The following is a 24,402-nucleotide window of genomic DNA, read 5'->3' as shown; positions in this document are numbered from 1 at the left end:
AAGAAATCATTGCCAAAGTCAAACGAGGACGAGCCGCCCTCAACCAGATCACTGAATCCGCGACAGACCACTAGGTTTGATGGGGTCGTCCTTCGGGGCGGCCCCATCAAGCGGATGGCGGGAGGCGACGGGAACTGCTGGGATTGCTGGACCGTTTGATCCACATGCTCGAACCTCCTGTTGCCGCGCGGGCGGACCATTCAACGACGCCGCCTGATCCGCTCATCCATCGGGCTATCGGTATTGCCGGGATAACCGGGGTCGTCTACGCAACTCTTGTGCATGACGTGGGACCCGGGCTCGGCTGGTCGCTTCTCTTCCTGTCATTCGTCGGCTCCCTGATCTGGATGGTGAGCCGGCAGGCCGATCGACAAACCCTCTTGCTCCTGGGAGCTGCCGCCGTCCCGGCCGCCTTGTTGGCGGTGCGCGAGTTGCCCGCGCTTGTGGCACTCAACGTCGTGGCTTTCGTCTCGCTGGTCTCGATCGCGATGGGGTTGCGACGGCGACCCGGGTTGCATCGGTGGACCGTTTCAACGCTTCTCGAAGAGTTGACGGTCAACACGCTGGGCCCGCTCGTTGAAGCGCCGCGCTACCTGAAGGCCGGATTGCCGGAAGCCGGTGACACCACCCGTGCAGTACGGCACCGGGGAGGGTCGATCATCATCGGCCTCGGGCTCTCGGCCGTTCTGGTGTTGGTATTCGGCGGCTTGCTCGTCTCCGCAGATGCGGTGTTCGAGGGGTGGGCCGAGCGGCTATTCCAATGGACCGGGGAGCTGGCGGAACTAGCCGGTCGCCTGCTCTCCGCCGCCGTAGTTGCCTGGTTGGCCCTCGGCGCCATCGCCCGGTTTCGCCAGCCACGACTACCGAGAGCAGCAACTGCGGTCGAGATGAAGTTGCAGGCGCCCGTCGTTCTGATGCCTCTCTTGACGATGAATGTGATGTTCTCCGTTTTCGTTGCGATCCAGTTCGCCTACTTGTTCGGCGGAGCGGACACCGTGGCAAGAACCCGGCTCACCTATGCCGAGTACGCCCGCAGAGGGTTCTTCGAACTCGTAGCGGTGGCCGCCTTGATCGTTGGTGTGATCCTGCTCGCCGACTGGGCGTCCAGGCACCTCACCCGCCGCCGTCCAATCGTGGCTGCTTCGCAAATGCTGATCGCGCTTACGCTGGCGATCGGAACGGCGGCCGTGCGTCGCATGCTCTTGTACGTCGACGAGTTCGGCCTTTCCCAGCTACGCGTCTACACCACCACGTTCCTCATCTGGGTGGGCTTCGTGTTGATCTGGCTTGCCTTCACCGTGTTGAGAGGGAAAAGAGGACGCTTCGTGATCGGGACGGTCGCTTCAGCCTTCGTCCTGACGGTCGGCCTCAACCTGGCCCATCCGGCCGCGCTGATCGCAAACGTGAACCTCGACCGTTCTGTGGCGGGGAACGATCTCGACGTCGGCTACCTCGTCGACCTCGGACCGGGGGCAGTTCCGACATTGGAGGCTCGGGTCGCTTCTGTGCCGGACCCGATCGATCGTGCCCTGCTGCAAGGCCGGCTGGCGCAGCCAAGGGGTGAGAGCGACTGGCGGTCGTTGACCCTTGACGACCTGGCGGCGCGCACCGGCAGCTGAGCGCTCCTCACTGTTCTGGCGTCAGAGACGCGACAAAAAAGCGCGCTTTCCGACGCCAGAAGGATGGATGTTCGCTACCCGGCCGGCAGCCTCGCAACGGGCCGGCGGCCGCTGAGGATGAGACCCAGCGCGATGACGCCAGTCCCCACTACGTGAAAGAGCTCCAAAAACTCACCCGGGAAAATCACTGCCAGCAACGCGGCAAAGACCGGCATCAGGCTCATATACGGCCCGGCGCGCACAGCGCCGATCAGTTCAACTCCCTTGTTCCAGGCCAGGTAGGCCAGCACGGACGCAAAGAGACCGACGTAGACGATGGTCAGAATATGCCCCAGCGTCAGGTCAAAGCCACCCTGCCCCGCCAGTTCGCTCAGGTACAACACGAACAAAATCGGTATCCCGAGCACGGTGATGGCAAGCACAAACCCCAGCGGGCTCAGGTCGTCACGGCGATCTCGGAGGACCACCGAGTACACGGCCCATGCCACCACCGCCGCCAGGATCAACAGATCCCCGGACGAGAACGCGAACGACGCCAGCACATCGAGGTCGGCCCTGGTCAAAATGATCAAGACCCCCACGATCGAAGTGGCAATGCCGGCACCCTGCATTCCGGTGATCCGGTCACGATGCACAATGACCGCCACCACAGGGATGATCACCGGTGATGTGGCGACGAGGAGCGTGGCATTGATGGCAGTCGTGGTACCGAGACCGACGTACACAAGCACATGGAACAAAACCGTGCCCGTGACGGTGACGAGTGCAAACCAACCGGCGTTGTCTCGGATCTGACTCCGTTTGGCCCAGACCTCTTTGCCCGCCAGTGGAAGAAGGACGATCAGCGCGATGAGCCACCGGTAGAAACTGAGAGTGAGGGGAGGCAACGACGATGAGACGGCGCGGCCGACGATGAAGTTTCCGCCCCAGAAAGCGGCGGCAGCACTCAACAGAACGGAGGCGGGAAGACGCTTCACCGGGGAAGGGTAGCCAGCCGTCACCGTGGCAGTCCGGCACAGGCGGTGACCGACATCAGTCCTCGATCGGCCACATCTTCCTCATGAAGGCCACGAGATCGGCAACGATCGCGTTGTCCGCAGGAGCGGGAAGAAACAGCAGCCCTTCGTCCGCCCTGAGGACCGACTTCGGAGCGATCCGCTGCAACCTGACCTCCTGGCTGGTCGACAGATCGACCTGTCCGAGACGTACCTCCCGACGCAGCTTCACGATCTCCGTCAAGCCAACTCGCACCGCCTCCGACCGTAGCCTGGCGATTTCGATCAACGCGGTGGCGGAATCCGGAAGCGGCCCGTAGCGATCCACCCACTCGGCGGTCACGTCGTCGACATCGGCATAGGTCTTGGCCGCCGCCAACCGCCGGTACGCCTCGATGCGAGCCAGCTGGTCCTCGATGTAGTCGTCCGGTAGGTGGGCATTGACCGGGAGATCGATCCTGATCTCCGACTCGCCGGCCTTGTCGACAGGCTTCCCCTCCAACTCCCCCACCGCCTCGGCCACCAATTGGGTGTACAGGTCGAACCCGACCGCGCTGATGTGGCCCGACTGCACCTCTCCGAGCATGGATCCTGCTCCCCTGATCTCGAGGTCGCGAAGGGCGAGGTGGAAGCCGCTGCCGAGGTCGGAGTGCTCGCCGATCGCTTCGAGGCGCCGGTAGGCGTCTTCCGACAGTGATTGCTCTTGGGGATGAAACAGATAGGCGTAGGCGCGCTGACTGGAACGACCAACCCGTCCACGCAGTTGATACAACTGAGCAAGGCCGAGCAAGTCGGCCCGTTCGACGATGAGTGTGTTGACCTGGGGCAGGTCGAGACCGGACTCGATGATCGTCGTGGCGACCAGAACGTCGAAGTTGCCATTCCAGAAGTCGAGCATCACCTGCTCCAGCCGTCCTTCCGACATCTGACCGTGAGCGACTGCACAGCGGGCGTTCGGCACGAGTTGCTGGAGTCGGGCGACTGCCCGGTCGATCGACTGCACCCGGTTGTGAACGTAAAAGACCTGGCCCTCTCGCAACATCTCGCGGCGAATGGCCGCCGAGACCGCCTGCTCATCGAACGGTCCGACATAGGTGAGAATCGGGTGCCGATCCTCGGGCGCAGTCCGAATATGACTCACATCCCTGATTCCCGTGAGGGCCATCTCCAAAGTGCGGGGAATCGGGGTGGCGGTGAGGGTCAGCACGTCGACTCCAACCCGAAACCGTTTGATCTGGTCTTTCGCCTTCACCCCGAATCGTTGCTCCTCGTCGATGATCAGCAGTCCGAGGTTCTTGAACTGGATGTCCTGCGAGAGCAGTCGGTGGGTAGCGATCACGACGTCCACCTCGCCGGTGGCCAGCTTGGCGACCACGTCACGCTGCTGGCGGGCGGTGAGAAATCGACTGAGCATCTCCACCCTGGTCGGATACGGATTGAAGCGTTCGGAGAACACCTGGAAGTGTTGTTGAGCGAGGAGTGTCGTCGGGCACAGGATCGCCACCTGCCTGCCGTCCATGACCGCCTTGAAGGCGGCCCGGATACCGACCTCGGTCTTGCCGAAGCCGACGTCCCCGAAGATGAGGCGGTCCATCGGCCCATCGTCTTCCATGTCGACCTTGACGTCGTTGATGGCGCTGAGCTGATCGGTGGTTTCCTCAAAAGGGAACGACGCCTCCATCTCGCGCTGCCAGGGTGTGTCCGGCGCATATCCGTGACCTGTGGCGAGCGCCCGTGCCCGGTGCAGGGCCACGACCTGTTCGGCGACCGCCGCCACCGCCTTGCGGATACGGCCTTTGGTCTTCGACCAGTCCGAGCCGCCCATCCGGGAGAGGCGTGGCGTCTCACCACCTGTGTATTTCTTCACGGCCGCCAGTTGGTCGGTCGGTACGTAGAGCTTGTCTTCTGCCGCGTATGCGACGACGAGGTAATCGCGCTCGATGCCGGCAATAGAGCGAGTGGCCAGCCCCTCGAATCGTCCGATGCCGTGCCGGAAGTGCACGACGTAGTCGCCTTCGGACAGATCGCGGTACCGGGCCCCATCGGTTTCTTCCCGGCGTGGCGCCACCCGTCGATGAGCGCGCCGGCGGCCCGCAATCGAGTGCTCACCGAGCACCGCCACCTTCAACCCGGGCAGCATGAAACCGTGGTGGATGCCAACTCCAATGGCAGCGGTTTCGATCCGCTCGAGCTGCGATCTCCTGGTCAAGTCCAGACCTGCTTCGCCAAGCAACCGGGCAACGCGATCCGCCGCCGCTTCACCGTCCATTGCGATCACCACGCTGATCCCGGCTGCAATCCATCGGTTGATGGCGATGGCTACCGATTCGGCGTCTCCCGGGGTGGCATCGAGCCCGCGCATTTCGAGCACGTTGTCCGTCGGACTCGCCGCCAGCGAAGGCGCCTCGAGCACGTCACGTCCGGCGAGGCCTTCGCTCAGGTCGAGATACAACGCCGGATGCTCACCTGCCGAGGGTGCTCCATGGCCCCACGTCGGAGCCAGTGCGGCCGCCATTTCTGCCTCTTCCTCGAGGAGATCGCGGCTTCGGTCGGCGGCGCGGACCGGATCGAACACAATCACCGGCGCGCCGACGGGAAGTTGGGTCAAAGCGGTCGCTTCAGGAGTAATCCACGGAAGCCATGATTCCATTCCCGCGAACAAGTGGCCTTCGCTCAGCCGCTCCCAGGTGGCAGCCGCCCACGGCTCCTGATGAACCAGAAGACGGGCCGCCTCCCTCGAGGCCGCATCGGGCCGAAGTTCCCTGGCCGGATAGGCGATCAGCCCTTTCGCAACATCGGTCGACCGTTGTGTGCTGATCGAGAAAGACCGGGCCGACTCCACCTCGTCTCCCCAGAACTCCAACCGGACCGGATCGCCCCCCTGGGCGGGGAAGACATCGATGATCCCACCGCGCACACCGAATTCCCCGCGGCTCTCCACGCGATCTGTGCGGTGGTATCCATATTCAGCCAGGCGTTGGATGAGGAGGTCAAAACCGGCCTCCTTCCCCGCCGCCGCGATCAACGGACGCACCGGCGAGGGACTTACCCGCTGGGTAATCCCCCGCACCGACGCAACGACGACCGTACCCGGCTCACCAACGGCCAGCAGATTCCTCGCCCGGGCTCTGGCCGCCATAGTCGTCACATTGGGTGAAACATGTTCGAACGGCAGCGTCTCCCAGGCCGGCAACAACACACCTTGGTCTGTGAACAATTCGAGGTCGTCGACGAGATCCTCAGCCTCCCGCTCGCCCGGAACGATGACCAGCAGCGGACCGTCCGCCTTTGCTGCCATACCGGCCGCTAGATACGCGCGCGCTCCCGGAGCGACGACCAGACGACCACTTGATTTCGGCAGAAGGTCGGCACGCCACCGATCGACGAGGGGAGCAAGTGGAGCAGGCATCGGAATCGATCATGCTAGTTGACTCTCGAAACGCCGAAACGGGAGGACAGTCGCTTCAATCCACAGACCACTAGGGTTCCGGGATGAGCAATTCATTACTCGGCGACGCCTTTGCGCACCACGGTTGGGCGACGCTGCGCTTGATCGATTCGTGTCTCCCCCTCAGCTCCAATCAACTCGGGACCGCAGTTCCGGGGACCTTCGGCTCGATCATCGACACGATCCGTCATCTCGTCGGCGCCGATTGCGCCTACCTGTATGCCCTGACCGGCGGGCGGGTCGCCATGATCGACGATGGGCAGCTGGAGCTTCCGGAGCTTCGCGGGGCGATGGAAGCCAACGCAGCCGCGTGGGTGTCGCTCCTTGCCCAGGACCTCGACCCGGATTCCGTCGTGGTCAGGCACCGTGACGACGGGTCCGAGGGTCACGCTCCGATGAGCATCCGGCTCGCCCAGGCCTTGCATCACGGGACCGATCATCGCAGCCAGGTTTGCACCGCACTGACGACCCTCGGCGTTGAGCCTCCGGCTATCGACGTCTGGGACTTCGCCGAGAGAGACGGCCGGCTTGTCGAGGTTCCACCCCCCTCTTGATCGCGCGAATCCCTCAGGTGTGAGGGCACAATCGCCGACAATTGCGGAATGCAGTCCGCCACACCAGGGACGAGACCGAGCGTGCGGCATCACCTCGCCCGCATCAGCGTATCGGAGACTCGTTGGGTCTTCCTTGCGCTCGTCGCTTTGGGCGCGGCTTCCATGTTCGAAGGGGATTGGGCAGACGGAGCAGGTGCCTCCGGCGTAGCGCTCGGCTTTGGCGCTGCATCTGTCGTCTTCCTTCGGAACGCTCGAGCGATCCCATCTCGCCGAGAGAGGGCCGCCTGGCAGCTGATCGGGTCCGGCCTGGGGTTGGGCTCAATTGGTGTTCTGGCGACGATCGGATGGAGTGTCGTTGCACCCCCTGTTCCGGCCTTCAGCGCAGTCGATCTGGCCTTTGTCACCTCCTATGTGCTCGTGTTGGCCGCCGTTGCACTACTCCCGCAAGCCTCCGGAGGTGGCCTGCAACGGGCGCGACTCCTCGTCGACGGTCTGATCGGCGCCATCGCCTTGACGTCGATCTTCTGGGTGACGTTCCTCTTCGACATGCTGAGCAATCTGGCAGGCACCGACGGATGGGAAGGCGCCGTTGGATCGGCGTATCCGATACTCGATGTGGCGGCGCTCATTGCCGTCGCAACCCTGTTCATGAGCCGCTCGAACATGCGCTTCGATGCCAGGTTGTTGCTCCTCGCAGTCGGCATCGCCTTTCAGTCGGCGGCTGATTTGGCTTTCCTCTTCACCGGACTCGGCAGTACGTTCGAGGAGTCGCAGCCGAACTACCTCCTACACATCATCCCGACGGTCGCCTATCTGGGCGCGGCCATCATGGTGCCCGTTCGCCCGAAAGCCCGTGAGTACGCCGACCAACAGCCTCAATGGTGGACGTCTGTGATCCCCTACGCGCTGGTCATCGCACTCTCGGTCGTCCTGCTCATCAGTCTCGAAACCGGGGGGTTCGATGCGGATAGCCGCCTCCTTGCCTATTCGGTCCTGACGGTCATCGGCCTCGTGGTCATTCGTCAGACTGCAGCCATCCGGGAGAACCGGAGTCTCGTCGAACAGGAGCGCCGGGCGCTGGTGTCGTCGATTTCGCATGAGCTTCGTACTCCTCTGACCGCCGTGGTCGGCTTCCTCGACCTCGTCCGGTCGGAGACGACCGACGAAGACGAACAAACCGAACTCTTGAGCATCGCATACGAGCAAACACGCCATGTGGCCAGGATCGTCTCCGATCTCGTGGCGCTGGCCCGGGACAGTGTTGCCGGTCTCCAACTCCACGACAGCATGGCCGACGTTGGGGAGTTGATCGATCTGACGACGCACACCATCTCCGACGGTCACGAGCCGCGCACCATCATCTCCGCCGAGGTGGACGTGAATCTTCGAGCCCTCGTCGATCGAGACAGACTCCAGCAAATCATCGAGAACCTGGTCGGCAACGCGGTCCGCTACGGCGGGGGCATGTGCCTCGTCGTCGCACGTGCCGAACACGATACTCTCCACATCGAGGTTCACGACACCGGTGCCGGCGTACCGACGAAGTATGAGTACGTCATTTGGGACCGCTTCGAGCGCGGGTCGCGCCGACTCGACGCAACAACGCCGGGATCAGGCATCGGGCTGGCCATCGTGAAGATGATCGCGCAAGCGTACGGGGGTTCGGTCGGGTACCGCCGATCAGAACGCCTTGGTGGGGCATGCTTCTTCATTGAGCTTCCCGGCCGGGTCGTGGGCGCCTCCCCGACCCAGCTGAACAGGCGGGCATCGTCTATTGCCGGATAATCCGGATTCGCCCTCGGCAACCTCGTCCTAGGCTTTCCCATTCATGGCCAATCCGACGATCCTTCCATCGCCCTGGAGCGTGCTGCGCGACGGCCTGCGGCTCATTGCGCGCTTCGTGAGGACGCATCCATGGGCTTTCGGCCTGGCGGTGTTCGGCGCCGCCCTGTATGCGGCAGCCATCGTCGCCTCCGCTCAGGTGGTGGGATGGCTGACCGATCAGGTGATCATCCCGGTCCTCACCAAGGGCGCAGATTTCCGGGCGAAGGTGTGGTTGGCCGTCGCAGCCCTCGTCGGCGTTTCACTCTGGAAAGCATCCGGAATCGTTCTGAGGCGCACAGCTGCCGGCTGGCTGCAGTTCCGGACCCGCCAGGACGTCCGCAACCGTCTGCTGGATCACCAACTGGACCTCGAACTCGCCTGGTTCTCACAGCAGTCGATCGGCGACCTGCTGGCAGTGGCCGATTCGGATACCGACCGCGGAACCGGCGTGCTGGCGCCGCTCCCCTACGCGACCGGTGTGATGCTGCTCCTGTTCGGTTCTGTGGCGATGGTCGCCTCGATCGACCTGTGGCTCGGCTTCTGGTCGCTGGTCGGCCTGGTCGTCATCGTGGCGGTCGACGTCAAAGGCGCCTGGACCGTCTATCCCCTCTGGGAAGAAGTCCAGGAACAGCGCGGACGTTTGTGGTCACTCGCCCACGAAACCTTCGATGGGGCGCTGACGATCAAATCACTCGGCCGCGAAGCGAAGGTGTCGGATCGGTTCGGCGTCACTTCCGACGGTGTGCGCGACGGCATCATCGACGTGAACACCCGATGGGTGTCGTATCAAGCACTCATCAGAGCGCTTCCTCCCGCACTGATTCTGGTGCTCATCTACGCAGGCGCGGCCCGCATCCGTGCTGGAGCGATCACGGCAGGCGACCTCGTCACCGTCACCTACTTGCTCTCGCTGCTCGCCTTTCCCGTCCAGCTGATCGGATTCGTTCTCTTCGACCTATCTGCCAGCATCGCCGGCTGGCAACGCGTTCAGCGCGTCTTCGAAGCCGACCAATTCATGGGCTACGGGGCCAACTCTGCTCAGGAACCCGGCCGGGCGGCCTCTGTCGACGGGCGCGGCGTCAATTTCGAATACCGGCCGGAAGAACCAGTACTGGTCGGCGTCGAGATGGACCTGGCCGCCGGCACGACGCTGGCCGTCGTCGGGCCGACCGGTTCCGGCAAGTCAACACTTGCACTGCTCCTGGCGAGACTATGGGACCCGGCCGACGGGGCTATCCATATCGACGAACGGGATCTACGTTCATTCGCCCGGTCGGAACTGCCGCGCGAGGTGGCCTATGTGTCGCAAGAGGCGTTTCTCTTCGACGACACCGTCACCGGCAACATCACACTCGGTGAAAGTTTCACCGACGACGAAGTGACTGCAGCCTCCCGCCTGGCCGGAGCCGACCTGTTCGTCTCCGAGTTGCCGAACGGCTATGCGACCCGCCTCGGCGAGCGCGGCACCTCGCTCTCCGGCGGGCAGCGGCAGCGCATTGCTCTGGCCCGTGCGTTGATCAGGCAGCCTCGACTCATGATCCTCGACGACGCTACTTCGGCCGTCGACCCTTCGGTGGAGGCCGAAATCCTGCGCTCGCTGAAGACAGCCGACCTGCCTTCCACGATTGTCATGGTCGCGTATCGCCCGGCCACGATTCGCCTCGCCGATGAGGTCATGTTTGTCGACGAGAAGACGGTCTCAGACCACGGAACCCACGAGCAACTCCTCAGCAGGTCTCCCGGATATGCCGCCCTGGTCAGAGCCTACGAGGAGGACGCTCGACGCGTGGCTACCGATGACCGCCGGCCAATATCGACCGACGAAAGACGCGGATCGTGAAGGACGAACGAACCCTCAGGGTTCTGCGACAGGCCCTAAAGGAAGCGCCCGTTTTGCGGCGCGGGCTCGGGTTGACCGTGCTGATGGCGGCGGCCGGAACGGCCATTCAGATCATCGTCCCGATCGCCCTGCAACAGATCATCGACGACGAACTGCTGACTCCCATTGAGATCAACCTCAGCAGCGTGGGAGCCCGAGTGGCAATGGCGGCCGCCGCCCTCGTGCTCGGAACCTGGGTGGGGCGCGCCGCCCTGGTCCGACTGGTGAAGGCCTCCTCTACCGGCCTCTCCGACCTCCGCCAGTTGACCTTCGCTCACCTCATGAAACGCTCGGTCCTCCACGTCGACGCCGAGCGCCGTGGGTCCCTCGTCTCGAGGGTCACCACCGACATCGCAACCCTCCAAGGCTTCATGGATTGGGGAGGGGTCGGGTTGCTCACCTCCGGATCACAGGTCTTCCTGGCGCTGGGAGCGATGTACGTTTACGAGTGGCGAATAGCGCTTCTCGTGACGATCGGGATCCTTCTCTACGCGGTGCTCATGATCTGGTTCCAGCGCGTTCTCCAGCGCAGCTACGACCGGGTCCGGCGGCGGGTCGCCAACAGCCTGGCAGTCCTGTCCGAAGCGATCTCGGCCATTCCCGTGGTCCGCGCCTATGGAGTCGAGCGAGCCACACAGGACAGAGTGGCCGAGGTGCTCGAGGATCGATTCCAGTCTGAGTACAAGACGATGCGGTTCGGCAACATCCTGTTCAGTTCGGCCGAACTGTTCGCAGGCATCTTGATGGCCGCAGTTGTGGCAGCCGGCCTGGCGTTCGAGACGACACCCGGTCGCCTGCTGGCATTCCTGTTCCTGGTCAACCTCCTGACCGAACCGGTGCAAATGATGGTCGAGGTACTGGAGACCGCCCAATCGGCCGCATCGGGAATGCGACGGATCCTCGGTGAGATCCACTCGGAGGTGGAGATCCCCGATCCCGTTGATGGGCTGGCGCTACCGCCCGGAGCGCTCGACGTGCGCTTCACCGACGTTTCATTTCGATACGGTGAGGGCCCCGAAGTGCTCCGGGCGCTGAGCGCGAGGGTCCAGGCGGGGGCGCGTGTGGCCATCGTCGGCGAGACAGGATCGGGGAAGACGACCTTCGCCAAGCTGGCCGTGCGCCTGCTCGAGCCGACCTCCGGATCCATAGCAATCGGAGGAGTTGCACTCAATCGCATCTCGTTCGCCTCGCTCCGCCACCGGGTGGCGTTCGTACCTCAGGAGGGCTTCCTGTTCGAAGGAACAGTGGCGGACAACATCCGGTACGGGAAACCGGACGCAACGGACCGCGAGCTGCGCACGGCCTTCGTCGAGCTTGGGCTCGACGGTTGGCTCGACCGCCTCCCGGACGGCCTGGGCTCATCAGTCGGCGAACGGGGCAGCGACCTCTCGGCCGGTGAGCGGCAACTCGTGGCGCTGGTGCGGGCCTGGATCTCCGTGCCGGACGTTCTCGTGCTCGACGAAGCGACGTCGGCCGTCGATCCGGTGCTCGACGTTCAGCTACGCCGGGCGATGGAGCGTCTCACCCAGGGAAGAACGGCGATCACCATTGCCCACCGTCTCGCCACCGCAGAAGCAGCCGACGAGGTGCTGGTATTCGACCGGGGTCTACTGGTGGAGCGGGGCCGGCACCAGGATCTTCTCGCCGCCGGCGGCGTGTACGCCTCATTGCACGCCGATTGGGCGACCGGGACGATGAGCGCCGGGGGACAAATCCAGAGGTAGGGATCGGTGCTCGAGCGTTGGTCGGCCTACGCAGAGCGCCTCAACCCCCGGAGCGGGTCACTTCGATTCGCGTGATCCGACGGCGCCGCTTGCTCGCTACCTTGAGGGTGTGTCCGGCAACCAGGACTTCGTCACCGACTTCAGGAACCCGGCCGCACAGCGCGTAGACGAGGCCGGCAACAGTGTTCCACTCGCCATCCGGAAGGCTCTGTCCAATGAGATCAGCGAGATCCTCAACGGGAAGCGCGGCATCGACAGACCACCCTCCATCTCCGACCGTGATCACCCGATCGGGTTCCTCGCTCATCGATCCGAGCAGTTCCTCAGCGATGTCTTCAATGGTGAGGAGCCCGGCAGTGCCTCCGTACTCATCGACGACCACCGCCAGATGCATCCGGCTGGCCTGCATCTCCCGCAGCAGGTCCAGAACCCGCTTCGAGTCGGGAACGACCAGCGGGTCGGTGGCCAATGCGGAGACCTGGAGGAGGTCGCGCCTTGTCTCGGAAAGCCTCAGGAGGTCGCGCAGACCCACGATGCCGGTGATGTTCTCGGGTGACCCTGCGTAGACCGGAATCCGGCGATGTCCGGCTTCGAGAGCGATGGCGAGTGCGACGTCGACTGTCGCATCGGCGGGGACGGAGACGATGTCTGCGCGCGGAACCATGATGTCGTCGACGCGCCGGTCACCGAGCCTGAATGCTCGCTCGATGAGCACCTGATCCTCGGGAGTGATCTCCCCCTCCCGGGCGGCCCGGGAAGCCAATCGCCGGAGCTCATCCTCGGTAACAGTTGGCGACGTCGTTACACCTTTGCCGGGCATCTGGATATCGGCGAACCAAACCAGCGCCCGTAACAGCGGTCGGAAGAGGACTTCCAGCCATGCAAGCGGAGACGCCAGCATCAATGCCACACGATCGGCGTGCCGAACGGCGAAGGTCTTCGGAATCGCCTCTGCATACACGAACAGCAAGATGGTGAGCACGATCGAAGCGACCGTCACGCCGAGATTCCCGAACCATCGTTGGGCAAGGATTCCTGTGACCGTCGCCGCCCCGATCTGACTGAGTAGTGCCGTGAGCAGGACCGCATTCAAGACGCGCGGCAAATCGTCGAGGAGCGCCACGATTCGACGCGCACGCCGGTCACCTCCGGAGGCGAGGGAGGCGGCCCGCACCGGAGACATGCGGAGCAGGGCGGTTTCGCCTGCCGCCACAAAGGCCGCCAGCACGAACGCCACCACGAGCAAGCCGATGAGCCAACCGTTACCTTCCATGGCCCCAGTCAACCACGACATTCGTCCGTACGAGCGGAGCACACGACGGTTATCCAGACCAACGCCGCCAACGACTGCCGGTTAGCGGCCGCGCTCTGCGTTGGCCCGGAACGCATCGCGAACGAAGACGGCCAACCCCGAACGGTACTTGTCCCAATAGGCAGTGAAGCGGGCGTCGGTGGTGTACATCTCGCCCAGGCCGACATGCATCTCAGACGGGCATGGATAGAACCACCGGGTAATGTGCTGACGGTGTCGCTCCGCCAGATCCATGGCGGCCGCGCCCGTGGCAGCATCGCCACCGACCATGAGGGCGGCGAGTTCCTCGGCGATCGTATTGCCCTCCGCCAGCGCTTCCTTCCACTGCTCCTTGCCGTACGACTTGGTCCTTCGTTGCGACTCCTGGTATGCGTCGGTCCCGCCCCAGCGCTCCCGGGCTTCCTCAGCGTGTTCATCCGGATCGAAATCTCCAAACACCTCAAACAAATCTTCCTTACTCATCGTTGTCCCTTCATCGATTGCCTCGAGCGCCCTATCGATTGTGTCCACCATCTGGTGGAACCGGGCTGCCTGATCCACCATGAGTTGTCGCTGCCGAAGCAACGTTTCGCGACGATCGGGATCGGCGAGCGACCGGCGCACATCGTTGAGACCGAAACCAAGGGCGCGGAAGAACAAGATCTCCTGGAGACGTTCGAGGTCGGCATCGTCATACATCCGATATCCCGATGGGCTCCGCCCGGACGGATGCAGGACGCCGATCTCGTCGTAGTGGTGCAGCGTTCGCACCGTAATCCCCGTGGCCTTCGCGACTGCGCTCACCGTGTAGGTCACGGCCTCCACGATAGACCCTCACGTAACGTGAGGGTCAAGTCATTTGCCGGAGCGGGCGTAGGTCCCGGTGGCGTGCGAGACCCTGAGTTCGGCATCGTCACCTACCCACAAGTCCACAACGCCGTAGATCCTCGCTTGCCCGATGTGTAGCAGATCGGCCCTGGCGAAGAGATCTCCGCCCACCGCCGGGCGGAGAAACCGGATAGACAGGTCGCTAGTCACGACCATGGGCTCGAGACCGATCGCGCCGAAAACCGCAAAGTACAGCGCGGTGTCTGCAAGCGCGAACTGTGTCGGGCCCGAGATCAACCCTCCCGGGCGCAGGGTCGACGGGTCGTACGCCCAGCGGGCAATCGCGTGGCGTTCGCCCACCTCCACGCATTCGACACCGGAGGCCGCCGGGAACTGCTCGACCAGGAACCGATTGATGTCATCGCGGCTTGGAGTCATCCGCGCAGCAGACCCTCTGATCGAAACCACTCGGTTGTGCGGCGCAGGGTGTCGACGGCCGACCGGTATTCGAGTCCGAGTTCTCTCGTTGCCCTCGAGCCGTCGTAGATGTGTCCGTGCCGTAGAACCCGGACCATCTCGCGACAAAGGGGAGCTTGCCGCCGGCGCAATCGAGAGCCGATCTGGGCGATACCTCCTCCGATCGATGCCGCCGCGGCAGGCACAAACCGAAGGGAGAAGCTGCGATCGGTCACGCGCTCGAGCAACGACACAGCCGCCCGGGTGCTCATCGTGAATCCGCTCAGAATGTACCGCTCCCCTGCCACCCCTCGACGCAGCGCCAGCACATGCCCTTCCACACAATCATCGATATCAACGATGCTCACCGTCGCATCTACCAGGACTCGAAGATCACCATTGAGTACGTCGAGGATCAGCTTTCCGGTGCCGGTGGCGCGACCAGGCCCTTGCACGGACGACGGATTGACTGCAACAACCTCAACGGCGCCGGCTTCTGAGAAAGCCACCTGCTCCGCAAGAGCCTTCGATCGTTCGTAGTGCGACAACACGAAGCCGCGATGCATGCTGCGCTCGTTGGCGGCTTCACCCTGCTCCTCACCCAGAACGACCGCCGATGAGGTGTACACGAGACGGGGAATCCCGGCGGCGTTGGCGGCGCGGACAACGTTTCTGGTCCCATCCACGTTTGCCTTGTACATGGGTGTCGGGTCGGTCAAGCACATCGCGTTGACGCCTGCCACGTGGAAAACGGCCAGAGACCCGCGCATGCCTTCAATGAGAGCCGGAACGTCTGTCAGATCGCCTTCAACGGGTGCTGCTCCCAGCAGACGGAGCGTGGATGCGGCTTCGGAGGAGCGGGCCAGCGCTCGAACCGTGTTCCCTTCCGAAACAAGCCGCCGAACCAGAGCCCGACCGATGATGCCAGATCCGCCGGTGATGAAGATCGTCACGCCTCCGCATCGACCTTTCGAACGATATGCCAGAAACCCGACGCGTACTGCCATCCGGAGGCAACGGCCACTCCGGCCGCCAGCCACATGAGCCACTCATCGAAGAACAAAGGACCCCACGGTGCCGCGAATCTCATCATGGCGAAGAAAATGGCGCCAAACTGAACATTCGCTTTGATCTTGCCCCAAATCGACGGCGTGACGATGTGACCCTCCATCGCCGTGATACTTCGTAAGGCCATCACGGCGAACTCGCGCATGATGATGATCAGCACAGGCCATATCGAGGCGCGATCGATCGAAACCAGTGCGATGAGACTCCCCGAAACGAGGAGCTTGTCGGCAGTCGAATCGAGGAAACCCCCGAGAACCGTTGTGATATCCCAGCGCCTGGCCAGGTATCCATCGAAGAAGTCCGTTGCCGCCGCTGCCAGGAACAAGCCTGCGGCCACGCCGAACGCGTGCTCACCACTCGACGTCACGAGCGCCATGATGATCGGGGTCATCACGATTCGCGCAAGGGCCAACAGGTCGGGCAGGGAAATCGGGTCATCCTCCTTCAACCCTTCGATCTTACCGCGCCCTTTGCCCTGTACCCGGGTTCGAGTCGTAGCAATGTCATCGCGGACCCAAATTGTGCTGCTTGGTGGCTCGTATCGTCGACAATCCAACCGACACGAACGGGCCACTCCGACTCCAGCCACGTTGGCAACGCTTGTGGGATGCGGTCCCTCGATCTCGAAGTACGGTGAAATGGAGGCGGTGCAGCTCAGAAAGCACCTGCGACGAGCCGCTGAATCGCTAGCTGCGCCGGGCCAGCAGGCGTTCGATCATGGCGCCGAAACCCGGCTCGATTCCCACGCCCAGCGAGCCGGCCAGTACTAGTGCAAGGACGGCTGCGGGGACGGCTGCAGCACCTACGACCCGGGTCACTACCCCTGTCACCAAGGCGGTACCAGCCCCGGTCGTGGACTCGGGCATGAACCAGATCATGGATCCGGTACCGGCGATTGTGGGAGCGGCCAGCACCACATCATTGGCGGGGCCGACCGTCACCGAAATGGTGCCTACCGCGCAGGAACCCGACGGGTCGCACCACTCGAAGCTGAACGAGTCGGCGCCGAAGTAATCAGGGTCGGGCCGGTAGCGAACCCGACCGTCGCCGAGGTCTGTGGTACTTCCGGACACGCCGTCCGTCACCCAGGCCAGAACGAGCGCATCGCCGTCGGCGTCGGCCACCAACCGCCGCAGATCGATGACAAAAGAGCCGTCCTCTGTGATGGAAACCTCTGCATCGCTCACAATCGGTGCGTCATTGACCGACAGAACCGATACCTCGACGGACGCCAGGCTGATACCCCCATCGGGGCCGGCTGCCGAGTATGTGAAGTCATCCTTGCCCGCATAGTTGGGGAAGGGCTCATATACGAAGAACCCATCGACGGTGAGCAAGACAGTGCCGTGTTCCGGGCGTGAGTTCAGTTCCAGGGTGCCGGGTACCACGTTGATGTCGTTGTCGAGAACCTCGATCGTGACCAAAGCATCTTCTTGGACGCTTGCAGCATCGTCCACCAGACCGGCGGAAACAGGTGGAGGGGGCTCAGGAGCTTCAGCTACCTGGGACCCGGCTGGAGTCGGATCGGAGCCGACGGGTGGCGGCGGTTCCGGCGGCGGGTTGGGCGCCGCGGATGGTTCGGCCTGATCTGGTGGGTCGGGCAGGTCGCCGGCGTCGGCAGGTTGCGTTGGCCCTGCGGGTTCCGGGCCGGCCGGATGGGTGGGCGTAGCAGGATCGGCCGGTACCGCAGGCACACCGGGCCCACCGGGGTCGGCCGGGTCGGCAGGTGTGGCTCCAGTCGGGGTCGGCGGTTCGATCGTTTCTGCCGGCCCGGGTGGGCCGGTCGGGTCATCGAGGTCACCGGACGAACCAGATCCTGCTTGGTCAACCGGGCCAAACGGATCAACCGGATCAACCGGATCAACCGGGCCAACCGGATCAACCGGATCAACCGGATCAACCGGGCCAACCGGGCCAACCGGGCCAACCGGGCCAACCGGGCCAACCGGGCCAACCGGGCCAACCGGATCAACCGGGCCAACCGGATCAACCGGATCAACCGGGCCAACCGGATCAACCGGATCAACCGGATCAACCGGGCCAACCGGATCAACCGGATCAACCGGATCAACCGGATCAACCGGGCCAACCGGATCAACCGGGCCAACCGGATCAACCGGGCCAACCGGATCAACCGGGCCAACCGGATCAACCGGATCGAGTTTCAGGTTCATATTCGCCTGGCTGTGGCCATGGGAGAGGTGAATCGTCACCGTGGCGTGCTGAGAACCGGAAACGTCTGCCGCCACAGCAACCTCGAGGACTGCGGTGCTTCCGGTCTCGAGATCCTCAGAGCCGAAACGGCAGTCGACCGATCGTGCCGGTACGCCACAATCCCAACCGTGCCCGCCGGCGGTCACGACCGTCAGACTGCCGGGGATCGTTATAGCCACATCGAAACCAGAGATAGCAGTCGTATCGGCGTTGGTGACGAATACCGCGAACGACCCGATCCCGTCGTCCCAGGGCGAGTCAACGACACTCGCAGACAGCGTGAGCGAAGTGGGTGACGCCAGCGCAGGAAGCGCCGACCCGATGGTCGCTACCAGAACCATGGCGGTGGCAATCCAAATGCGGCCGGGCCTAACCACTTCTGCCTCCCGTGAGGGCCTCGTCATCCGGTTGTAGGGCGGTGAGGTCGGGCGCCTTCAGGAGCTCGAGCACGAACCGGGTGTCCTCGCCGCGCTCGTATCTGATGTCGCCGCCCATCCTCCTGGCCAGATCACGAGCGACTGCCAGTCCGAGCCCGACGCTTCCAACGAGCAGTGGCTGATCCCCTTTGTGCACGAAACGCTCGAACAGCTTCGGCTCCATCTCAGGAGAGACACCGTTTCCGTTGTCGATGACCGCTATCTCGACGGTTTCGCCGGCGGGGGTGACGCGAACATGCAAAGGCGGCTCACCGTGATTGGTGGCATTGGCGAGCAGGCTCCGCAGCAGGTGCCGAAGCCGGAGTGGGTCGGCGAGCACCCGGAGGTTCGGGCAATACACCGGGATGCTGGACCCGTAGCGCTCGAAGGCGGGAATGACGGCACTGATCTCTGAAGACAGATCAAGAGCTTCGATCTCGATGGATAGGGAGTTCGAATCGAGCCGGGAAGCGACGAGGAGATCGTCAACCATCCGGCTCAACTCAGCCGCCTGACCGATGATCAGATTGACCAGTTCTAGACCGGTAACCGGGTCGAAAAGCGACCCTTCCTCGAGCACATGGGCGAAACCGGATATGCCCGTCAGCGGAGTGCGGAGTTCGTGAGATACATGGGACAGGAACTCGTCCTTGGCGCGGAACGCATCTTCACCTGCGGCTTGCCATGCATCGGCTGCCGACTTCCGAAGCTGGCGGCGAGCGAGCATCCGGTACCCCCCCAGCAAGGCCAGTGGAATCCCAAGTGCAACGAGGAACGCAGCGGCGGTTGCCACCGCGCCTGCCTGATCGCCAACCGCAGCGATGGCGTCGAGTTCGACGGCCCGTCTGTCCGCAAGCGCGCTCATGGCCGTATCGTGGGCGCCTGTCACTTCGGCTGTGGCGGCCGCCTTGGCTCCGGCCAGGTTACCGGAATCGAGGGTATCGAGCATTGCGAAAGCCGCCCCGGTGAAGCGACCAACGGCCGACCTTTCGTCTGCGCCTAGGCCGATGGCGGCAGCTTCGAGGGATCCGAGTCGCTGCCTGGCGGCGTCGAGGGCGACCGCAGCCGAATCAGCATCTGCAATCCCTGCGGTCACGTCGACCGCCAGCAGCAGGGCATCTCCGACCAGCACGTGAGCTACCTCCGCATGTGCCAGCGCCTGGTCCACCGCGTCGAGCGTGAGGGATCGCTCGGCAACGGCAGAGGCGCCGACGGATCGGGACATGAGGAAGGCGAAGGCGGCGAGAAGCGCAACGACAAGGGCAGCAATGCCCAACGTGCTCCGTCGTCCGCGATACAGATCCCTCATACGGTTAAATCGGCATCACATGGGCCGATCGGGAGGACCATTCAGAAATCACCCGTACGGACTAGTCACTCCTGGTGACCAGAATCTCACATTGCGTGAATGGGTCCGGTGGTCAGTCGACCCAGTCGAAGGAACGTTGAACAGCCTTCCGCCATGCGCCGACCAGGGCCATTCGGCGGTCGCCGTCCATCGAGGGTTGCCACGATCTCCCAACGCCCCAATTCGCCTTCAGGTCGTCGAGGTTGGCCCAAAACCCGGCTGCCAGACCGGCCGCGTAGGCGGCGCCGAGTGCGGTGGTCTCGGCGACGACCGGGCGAACCACCGGCACGTCGACGAGGTCGGCCTGGAACTGCATCAACAAGTCGTTGCCAGTCATGCCGCCATCGACCTTGAGGCTGTTCAACTCGACTCCGCTGTCAGCGCGCATCGCATCGAGCACCTCGAGGGTCTGAAATGCCGTTGCTTCGAGTGCGGCGCGGGCCAGATGTGCTTTCGTTGCGAATCGGGTCAGCCCCGCAATCACACCTCTGGCATCGCTCCTCCAGTACGGAGCAAACAGGCCGCTGAACGCCGGAACGAAGTAGACGCCGCCGTTGTCGTCGACACTGAGAGCCAGGGCCTCCACATCCCCTGAGTTCTCGATGATTCCCAAACTGTCGCGTAGCCATTGCACCAGCGCCCCGGCGATCGCGATCGATCCCTCGAGGGCAAAAACGGCCGGTTGATCGCCGATCTGGTAGGCGACGGTTGTGAGCAACCCATTGGCCGAACGGACGGGTGTCGTGCCTGTGTTGAGCAGCATGAAACATCCCGTGCCGTAGGTGTTCTTGGCGTCGCCCGGCCGAAAACAGGTCTGGCCGAAGAGGGCGGCCTGCTGATCACCGAGGATCCCTCCCACCGGCACACCTTCGAGGGTTCCCACCGCCGTTCCGAAGGTCCCGACCGAAGGTCGAATCTCGGGCAGCATTGAACGCGGAATCCGCATCGCCTCGAGCAGTTCGTCGTCCCACCGAAGGGTTTCGAGGCTCATCAGCATGGTCCGGCTGGCATTCGTGACATCTGTCAGGTGCAATCCCCCATTGATCCCGCCGGTGAGATTCCACAACACCCAGGAATCGACTGTCCCGAACAGGGCGTCGCCCGACTCGTCCAGCGAGCGAAGACCTTCGACGTTGTCCAATAGCCAGGTGAGCTTTGGTCCGGCGAAGTAAGTCGCCAACGGCAGTCCGGTCTTGACGCGGAATCGGCCCTGGCCCTCTTCGCCCCCAAGATCGGCAACGAGATCGGCAGTCCGGGTGTCCTGCCAGACGACGGCGTTGTGGAGCGGTCGCCCGGTGGTGCGATCCCAGACCACGACCGTCTCTCGCTGATTCGTGATACCGACGGAAGCCAGGTCCGTCTTGGTCAATCCTGCTTTGGACAGACCGGTGTCGATCACCTCGAACATCCGATCCCGGATCTCGAGGGGGTCGTGCTCTACCCAACCGGGTTGTGGATAGATCTGACGGTGCTCCTTCTGGTCGATCGCCACGACGTTGCCGTCGTGATCGAACACCATGAAGCGAGTGCTGGTGGTGCCGGAATCCAATGCGCCTATGTAGTCAGCCATGGCCCAAGGCTATCGGCTCGGGAGCGCCATCACGATGCAGGCCGCGCCTTCTCCAGGTTGCCGCGCCGGATCCAGAGGCCGCGAGCCGCCCAAACGGAGGCGAGAGCGATCGCCAGGGCCAGCGCGTCCGCCAGCGTTCGCGGCCCGATCCAACCCCACACCCAGAGCGGGTACACGGCGAGCGCCATCAAGGCCCCGACGACGAGGATCGTGACCAGCACGAGCCAATCGAGAAGTGCCAGCGGCCACTTCCCGATCTGGTCCCTGGCGGCAATTCCACCCGAGCCAAGCACGATCAGGCCGATCACGGCCAGCACGATGCCGAAACTGAAGTCGCGGTGGGACATCTCGACCGCGGCGCCACCGATGGCGACTCCTACGCCGAAGAAGCCACCCACCACGACTTCGGCGAGGTCGCAATATCGACCGCTGCACCAGATCACCAATCCGATCAAAGGAAGCAGAGCAACGAGGAAGAGGAAGAAGACGGAACGAAGCCCGAGCCCCTGGGCGAAGTGCCACACCGCCACCGTGCCGGACCATCCGACGAATGCCGAAAACGTGGCGCGGGCGACCTCAGATCGATCGTGAAAGCCGAACACAACCGCGATGCCAACCAGAGCCAAGGCGGTCGCCAGCAACTCCGGGACGAGGTAGACATCCGCGAGACCGGCGTCGTCCCGGGCGGGTTGCGTGTATACGTCCCGAACCCAGTTGCCGGCCGCGTCGAGTCCCATGACTCCGTCCGGCCCGGCCGCCACGACGAGCTGCCACCGACTGCCTTCATAGGTTGGTGCCATCCCGGCCAGGTTCAGATCAGCGTGGCCGTCTCCGCACACGCCGGGAAGCTGCCTGGCCAGATAGCTGACCCGACCAGATGGGTACTCCCAGGAGGTGGTCCAGGATTCATCCTCACTTACTTCGATTCCGAGCCGATCGGATCGGATTCGAAAGCACTCGCCGGAATCGAGACACACTTCATCCGCGTACTTCGTTCGCTCCCGAGGAAGGCTGCGCACCGGCTCCCAGGTGTCGCCATCATCGGTAGTGCCAAACAGCGATCCCGTCGAGTCGATCACGATGAACCCGTCGGCATGGGTGAACACTTTCCATGCTCCGGACCCGAAGCAGATGGCGGCGACGTTGGAAAGGCTGATCAGGGCGATGGCCACCAGCAGCAATCGACCCCTCATGGGGCTTGCCGCCGCGCGGCCATCTCGACCGCGGACTCAGAATCGACCAGGAATCGTTCGACCACATCGGCGGAGTCCCGAACCAGGATGTCGACCTCTTCGCGTTCGGACTTCGTAAATGGGTGGAGTACGAAGTCGGCGGGATCCATCCGGCCGGGTGGGCGGCCGACGCCGACCTTGAGCCGCCAGAACTCCTTCGACGCCGTTGAGTCCACGACCGACCTGATCCCGTTGTGACCACCCGTTCCACGTCCGGCGTGAAGACGGAGTCGGGCGAATGTCAGGTCGATGTCATCGTGAACGACCAGGAGTTCGCCGATCTCTCCCTTGAAGTAGCGGAGCGCTGCCACGACGACCGGCCCCGACTCATTCATGAAGGTGAACGGCTTGACCAGGACCACACGCCGACCGCCGGCCTGGTGGCTGGAGACCTCGGCACTGACCCGGGAGGGGCCGTTCTTGAATGGAGCGTGCCAGCGCTCGGAGAGGATGTCGACGACCTCAGCACCCACATTGTGGCGCGTGCCTTCGTACTTCCGACCCGGATTGCGGAGCCCGACAACCACCACCGGTGGCGCCTGGGGGGCTCGACTACTCGTCGCTGCTCTCCTCAGCCTCAGCAGCCTCAGCACCCTCTTCACCTTCCGCCCCTTCTTCGATGCCTTCCTCTTCCTCTTCTTCGGCAACGACGGCGGCAGGAATGACGACGGTGACGACCGGGGCATCGGGATCGTCGAGATAGTCGACGCCGGGCAGTGCCGGAAGGTCGGAGACCTTGGCCGTGTCGCCGACATCGAGATCGCTGATATCGAGGGAGATGAAGGAAGGGATCTCCTGTGGCAGGGCTTCAATTTCAACCGAGTTGCGGAGCGTTTCGATGATGGCACCGCCCTCCCGAACGCCCACGGGCTCTCCCTCGAAGTGGATCAGAACGTCGGCGTTGACCTTCTCGGTCAGAGAGATAGCGAGGAAGTCAACGTGGTAATAGTCGGGCCGGAACGGGTGGCGCTGGATTTCTTTCGCCATCGTCAGGAGGTTGGCGCCGCCCTCGATGTCGAGGGTGATCAGCGCATTCATACCGGCCTCGGTGTGGAGGATCGAGTAGAGCTCCCGGGCATTCACCGCGACGGAAATCGGTTCGCCGTCGCGTCCGTAGACGGTGGCAGGTACGAGGCCTTCGCCGCGCATCCGGCGCGCAGGTCGGCTACCCGTCGGGCGACCGGTCTCGGCGCGCAGGGTGAGTTCCATGAGGTGACTCCTTGGGGAAAAGGGGGACGTGCCATTATGCCTGCGACAACCGCCAGAGGCAAAGCGCGCCTGAAGTTTCTCCGCAATGCAATGGCGCGTAGCGATACACAGCATTGCCGAGAAAGGGTTGGGTGGTTTCTCCGCAATGCAATGGCGCGTAGCAATACGCAGTATTGCTGAGAATCGTCAGTTCAGAGACCTGACGAGATCGGCTATCACCCGTTCCGGGTATTGACGCAGGTCCTGCGCGGTGTAGCGGAGGACGCGGTACCCCGCCATCAGAAGGCGATTCTGACGACTCCGATCGCGAACAAACGCATCCGGATCGCTGTGATATCGATATCCATCGAGTTCGATCACAAGGCGCCGCTCGGGATAGGCGAAGTCGGCGCGACCCAGAAACAACCCGCGTTCGTCCCTGATCTCGAACTGCGGAGTCGGCACCGGCAGAAGAGCCCGGTCAACGATTCGCCTGAACTCGTCCTCCAGGGCGCTCTCGTTCTCGCCCGCCCATTTCGCACGGTCTTCCACCAGATCGCGAAGCAAACCGACGCCGGCGCGGCCCTGCCGGCCGATGTCGGCCAGGAGGATCTCGAACTCATTGAGTGTCGCAAGACCATCTCGCAGTGTCTGGTTGAAGGCTCCAATGGCTAGGTGGCTGCCGAAAAAGTTGGTGGTTGTGGGTCGGGGGTGCTCGCGTTCGAGGTCGTTTTCGGTCACACTGGAG

At 63.5% G+C, this 24,402-nt stretch carries 20 protein-coding genes; 6 read left to right on the top strand and 14 right to left on the bottom strand.

Annotation, left to right across the window (positions count from 1 at the left end; translation table 11 throughout):
* Positions 1–164 precede the first annotated feature (164 nt).
* Positions 165–1,619 carry a DUF4173 domain-containing protein gene (locus P1T08_14605; GenBank protein MDF1597306.1) on the top strand — a complete coding sequence of 485 codons (1,455 nt, stop codon included), beginning with the start codon at positions 165–167 and terminating at the stop codon, positions 1,617–1,619.
* 74 nt (positions 1,620–1,693) lie between these two features.
* Here the strand turns inward: P1T08_14605 and P1T08_14600 are convergent, their stop codons facing one another.
* Entirely contained in the window at positions 1,694–2,596 is a 903-nt protein-coding gene (locus P1T08_14600) for a DMT family transporter (protein ID MDF1597305.1), read from the bottom strand.
* Positions 2,597–2,651: 55 nt separating this feature from the next.
* Positions 2,652–6,023, bottom strand: coding sequence for a transcription-repair coupling factor (gene mfd / locus P1T08_14595; GenBank protein MDF1597304.1), 3,372 nt, complete (start codon positions 6,021–6,023; stop codon positions 2,652–2,654).
* Between the two features lie 83 nt (positions 6,024–6,106).
* Between mfd and P1T08_14590 the strand changes: the two genes are divergently transcribed.
* Genes P1T08_14590 through P1T08_14575 form a run of 4 tightly spaced genes read left to right on the top strand, consistent with a single transcriptional unit; the run spans position 6,107 to position 12,043 of the window.
* Complete coding sequence (locus P1T08_14590) at positions 6,107–6,616, top strand: DinB family protein (protein ID MDF1597303.1); 510 nt, start codon at positions 6,107–6,109, stop codon at positions 6,614–6,616.
* A gap of 48 nt (positions 6,617–6,664) precedes the next feature.
* Positions 6,665–8,401 (top strand): HAMP domain-containing sensor histidine kinase, encoded by a 1,737-nt coding sequence (locus P1T08_14585; GenBank protein MDF1597302.1) that lies wholly within the window; start codon positions 6,665–6,667, stop codon positions 8,399–8,401.
* A gap of 43 nt (positions 8,402–8,444) precedes the next feature.
* Positions 8,445–10,280, top strand: a complete 1,836-nt coding sequence (locus tag P1T08_14580) for an ABC transporter ATP-binding protein (GenBank protein MDF1597301.1) — start codon at positions 8,445–8,447, stop codon at positions 10,278–10,280.
* Positions 10,277–12,043 carry an ABC transporter ATP-binding protein gene (locus P1T08_14575; protein MDF1597300.1) on the top strand — a complete coding sequence of 589 codons (1,767 nt, stop codon included), beginning with the start codon at positions 10,277–10,279 and terminating at the stop codon, positions 12,041–12,043. The genes P1T08_14580 and P1T08_14575 overlap by 4 nt, the downstream gene beginning before the upstream one ends.
* A gap of 40 nt (positions 12,044–12,083) precedes the next feature.
* On the opposite strand, the gene P1T08_14570 is transcribed toward P1T08_14575, so the two are convergent.
* The 6 genes from P1T08_14570 to P1T08_14545 form a co-directional block, all read right to left on the bottom strand.
* Positions 12,084–13,316: a hemolysin family protein gene (locus P1T08_14570; GenBank protein MDF1597299.1), complete on the bottom strand. Its 1,233-nt coding sequence runs from the start codon at positions 13,314–13,316 to the stop codon at positions 12,084–12,086.
* Positions 13,317–13,397: 81 nt separating this feature from the next.
* On the bottom strand, positions 13,398–14,150 hold the full coding sequence (locus P1T08_14565; protein ID MDF1597298.1) for a MerR family transcriptional regulator: 753 nt from the start codon (positions 14,148–14,150) through the stop codon (positions 13,398–13,400).
* 39 nt (positions 14,151–14,189) lie between these two features.
* The gene (locus P1T08_14560; protein MDF1597297.1) at positions 14,190–14,600 is read right to left on the bottom strand and encodes a PaaI family thioesterase; all 411 of its coding nucleotides are present in this window, start codon (positions 14,598–14,600) and stop codon (positions 14,190–14,192) included.
* On the bottom strand, positions 14,597–15,571 hold the full coding sequence (locus P1T08_14555) for an SDR family NAD(P)-dependent oxidoreductase (GenBank protein ID MDF1597296.1): 975 nt from the start codon (positions 15,569–15,571) through the stop codon (positions 14,597–14,599). Before P1T08_14555 ends, P1T08_14560 begins: the two co-directional genes overlap by 4 nt.
* On the bottom strand, positions 15,568–16,134 hold the full coding sequence (pgsA, locus tag P1T08_14550; protein MDF1597295.1) for a CDP-diacylglycerol--glycerol-3-phosphate 3-phosphatidyltransferase: 567 nt from the start codon (positions 16,132–16,134) through the stop codon (positions 15,568–15,570). Before pgsA ends, P1T08_14555 begins: the two co-directional genes overlap by 4 nt.
* A 238-nt stretch (positions 16,135–16,372) precedes the next feature.
* Positions 16,373–17,110: a tandem-95 repeat protein gene (locus P1T08_14545; protein ID MDF1597294.1), complete on the bottom strand. Its 738-nt coding sequence runs from the start codon at positions 17,108–17,110 to the stop codon at positions 16,373–16,375.
* 9 nt (positions 17,111–17,119) lie between these two features.
* Here P1T08_14545 and P1T08_14540 point away from each other — a divergent pair, with 9 nt between their 5' ends.
* Positions 17,120–18,196, top strand: coding sequence for a hypothetical protein (locus P1T08_14540; GenBank protein ID MDF1597293.1), 1,077 nt, complete (start codon positions 17,120–17,122; stop codon positions 18,194–18,196).
* Positions 18,197–18,269: 73 nt separating this feature from the next.
* Here the strand turns inward: P1T08_14540 and P1T08_14535 are convergent, their stop codons facing one another.
* The 6 genes from P1T08_14535 to P1T08_14510 form a co-directional block, all read right to left on the bottom strand.
* Positions 18,270–19,625 (bottom strand): HAMP domain-containing sensor histidine kinase, encoded by a 1,356-nt coding sequence (locus tag P1T08_14535; GenBank protein MDF1597292.1) that lies wholly within the window; start codon positions 19,623–19,625, stop codon positions 18,270–18,272.
* 112 nt (positions 19,626–19,737) lie between these two features.
* Entirely contained in the window at positions 19,738–21,234 is a 1,497-nt protein-coding gene (gene glpK, locus P1T08_14530) for a glycerol kinase GlpK (GenBank protein ID MDF1597291.1), read from the bottom strand.
* A gap of 29 nt (positions 21,235–21,263) precedes the next feature.
* A complete protein-coding gene (locus P1T08_14525) occupies positions 21,264–22,427 on the bottom strand; it encodes a hypothetical protein (protein ID MDF1597290.1) in 1,164 nt (387 codons plus the stop codon).
* Positions 22,424–22,996: an aminoacyl-tRNA hydrolase gene (gene pth, locus P1T08_14520; GenBank protein MDF1597289.1), complete on the bottom strand. Its 573-nt coding sequence runs from the start codon at positions 22,994–22,996 to the stop codon at positions 22,424–22,426. Before pth ends, P1T08_14525 begins: the two co-directional genes overlap by 4 nt.
* Positions 22,997–23,018: 22 nt before the next feature.
* Entirely contained in the window at positions 23,019–23,675 is a 657-nt protein-coding gene (locus tag P1T08_14515; protein ID MDF1597288.1) for a 50S ribosomal protein L25, read from the bottom strand.
* A gap of 186 nt (positions 23,676–23,861) precedes the next feature.
* Positions 23,862–24,402: DUF559 domain-containing protein (locus P1T08_14510; protein ID MDF1597287.1), on the bottom strand; the 541-nt coding region annotated here is incomplete at its 5' end.

The sequence above is a fragment of the Acidimicrobiia bacterium genome (assembly GCA_029210695.1).
Taxonomy (GTDB): Bacteria; Actinomycetota; Acidimicrobiia; order Spongiisociales; family JAHEDJ01; genus JAHEDJ01.
This window is presented reverse-complemented; position numbering and strand designations above follow the sequence as displayed.

Excerpts from the sequence above, each read along its gene's own strand:
- P1T08_14605 (MDF1597306.1), top strand. The coding sequence starts at position 165 with ATGCTCGAACCTCCTGTTGCCGCGCGGGCGGACCATTCAACGACGCCG.
- mfd (MDF1597304.1), bottom strand. The coding sequence starts at position 6,023 with ATGCCTGCTCCACTTGCTCCCCTCGTCGATCGGTGGCGTGCCGACCTT.
- P1T08_14590 (MDF1597303.1), top strand. The coding sequence starts at position 6,107 with ATGAGCAATTCATTACTCGGCGACGCCTTTGCGCACCACGGTTGGGCG.
- P1T08_14585 (MDF1597302.1), top strand. The coding sequence starts at position 6,665 with ATGCAGTCCGCCACACCAGGGACGAGACCGAGCGTGCGGCATCACCTC.
- P1T08_14580 (MDF1597301.1), top strand. The coding sequence starts at position 8,445 with ATGGCCAATCCGACGATCCTTCCATCGCCCTGGAGCGTGCTGCGCGAC.
- P1T08_14570 (MDF1597299.1), bottom strand. The coding sequence starts at position 13,316 with ATGGAAGGTAACGGTTGGCTCATCGGCTTGCTCGTGGTGGCGTTCGTG.
- P1T08_14560 (MDF1597297.1), bottom strand. The coding sequence starts at position 14,600 with ATGACTCCAAGCCGCGATGACATCAATCGGTTCCTGGTCGAGCAGTTC.
- P1T08_14535 (MDF1597292.1), bottom strand. The coding sequence starts at position 19,625 with ATGAGGGATCTGTATCGCGGACGACGGAGCACGTTGGGCATTGCTGCC.
- glpK (MDF1597291.1), bottom strand. The coding sequence starts at position 21,234 with ATGGCTGACTACATAGGCGCATTGGATTCCGGCACCACCAGCACTCGC.
- P1T08_14525 (MDF1597290.1), bottom strand. The coding sequence starts at position 22,427 with ATGAGGGGTCGATTGCTGCTGGTGGCCATCGCCCTGATCAGCCTTTCC.
- P1T08_14515 (MDF1597288.1), bottom strand. The coding sequence starts at position 23,675 with ATGGAACTCACCCTGCGCGCCGAGACCGGTCGCCCGACGGGTAGCCGA.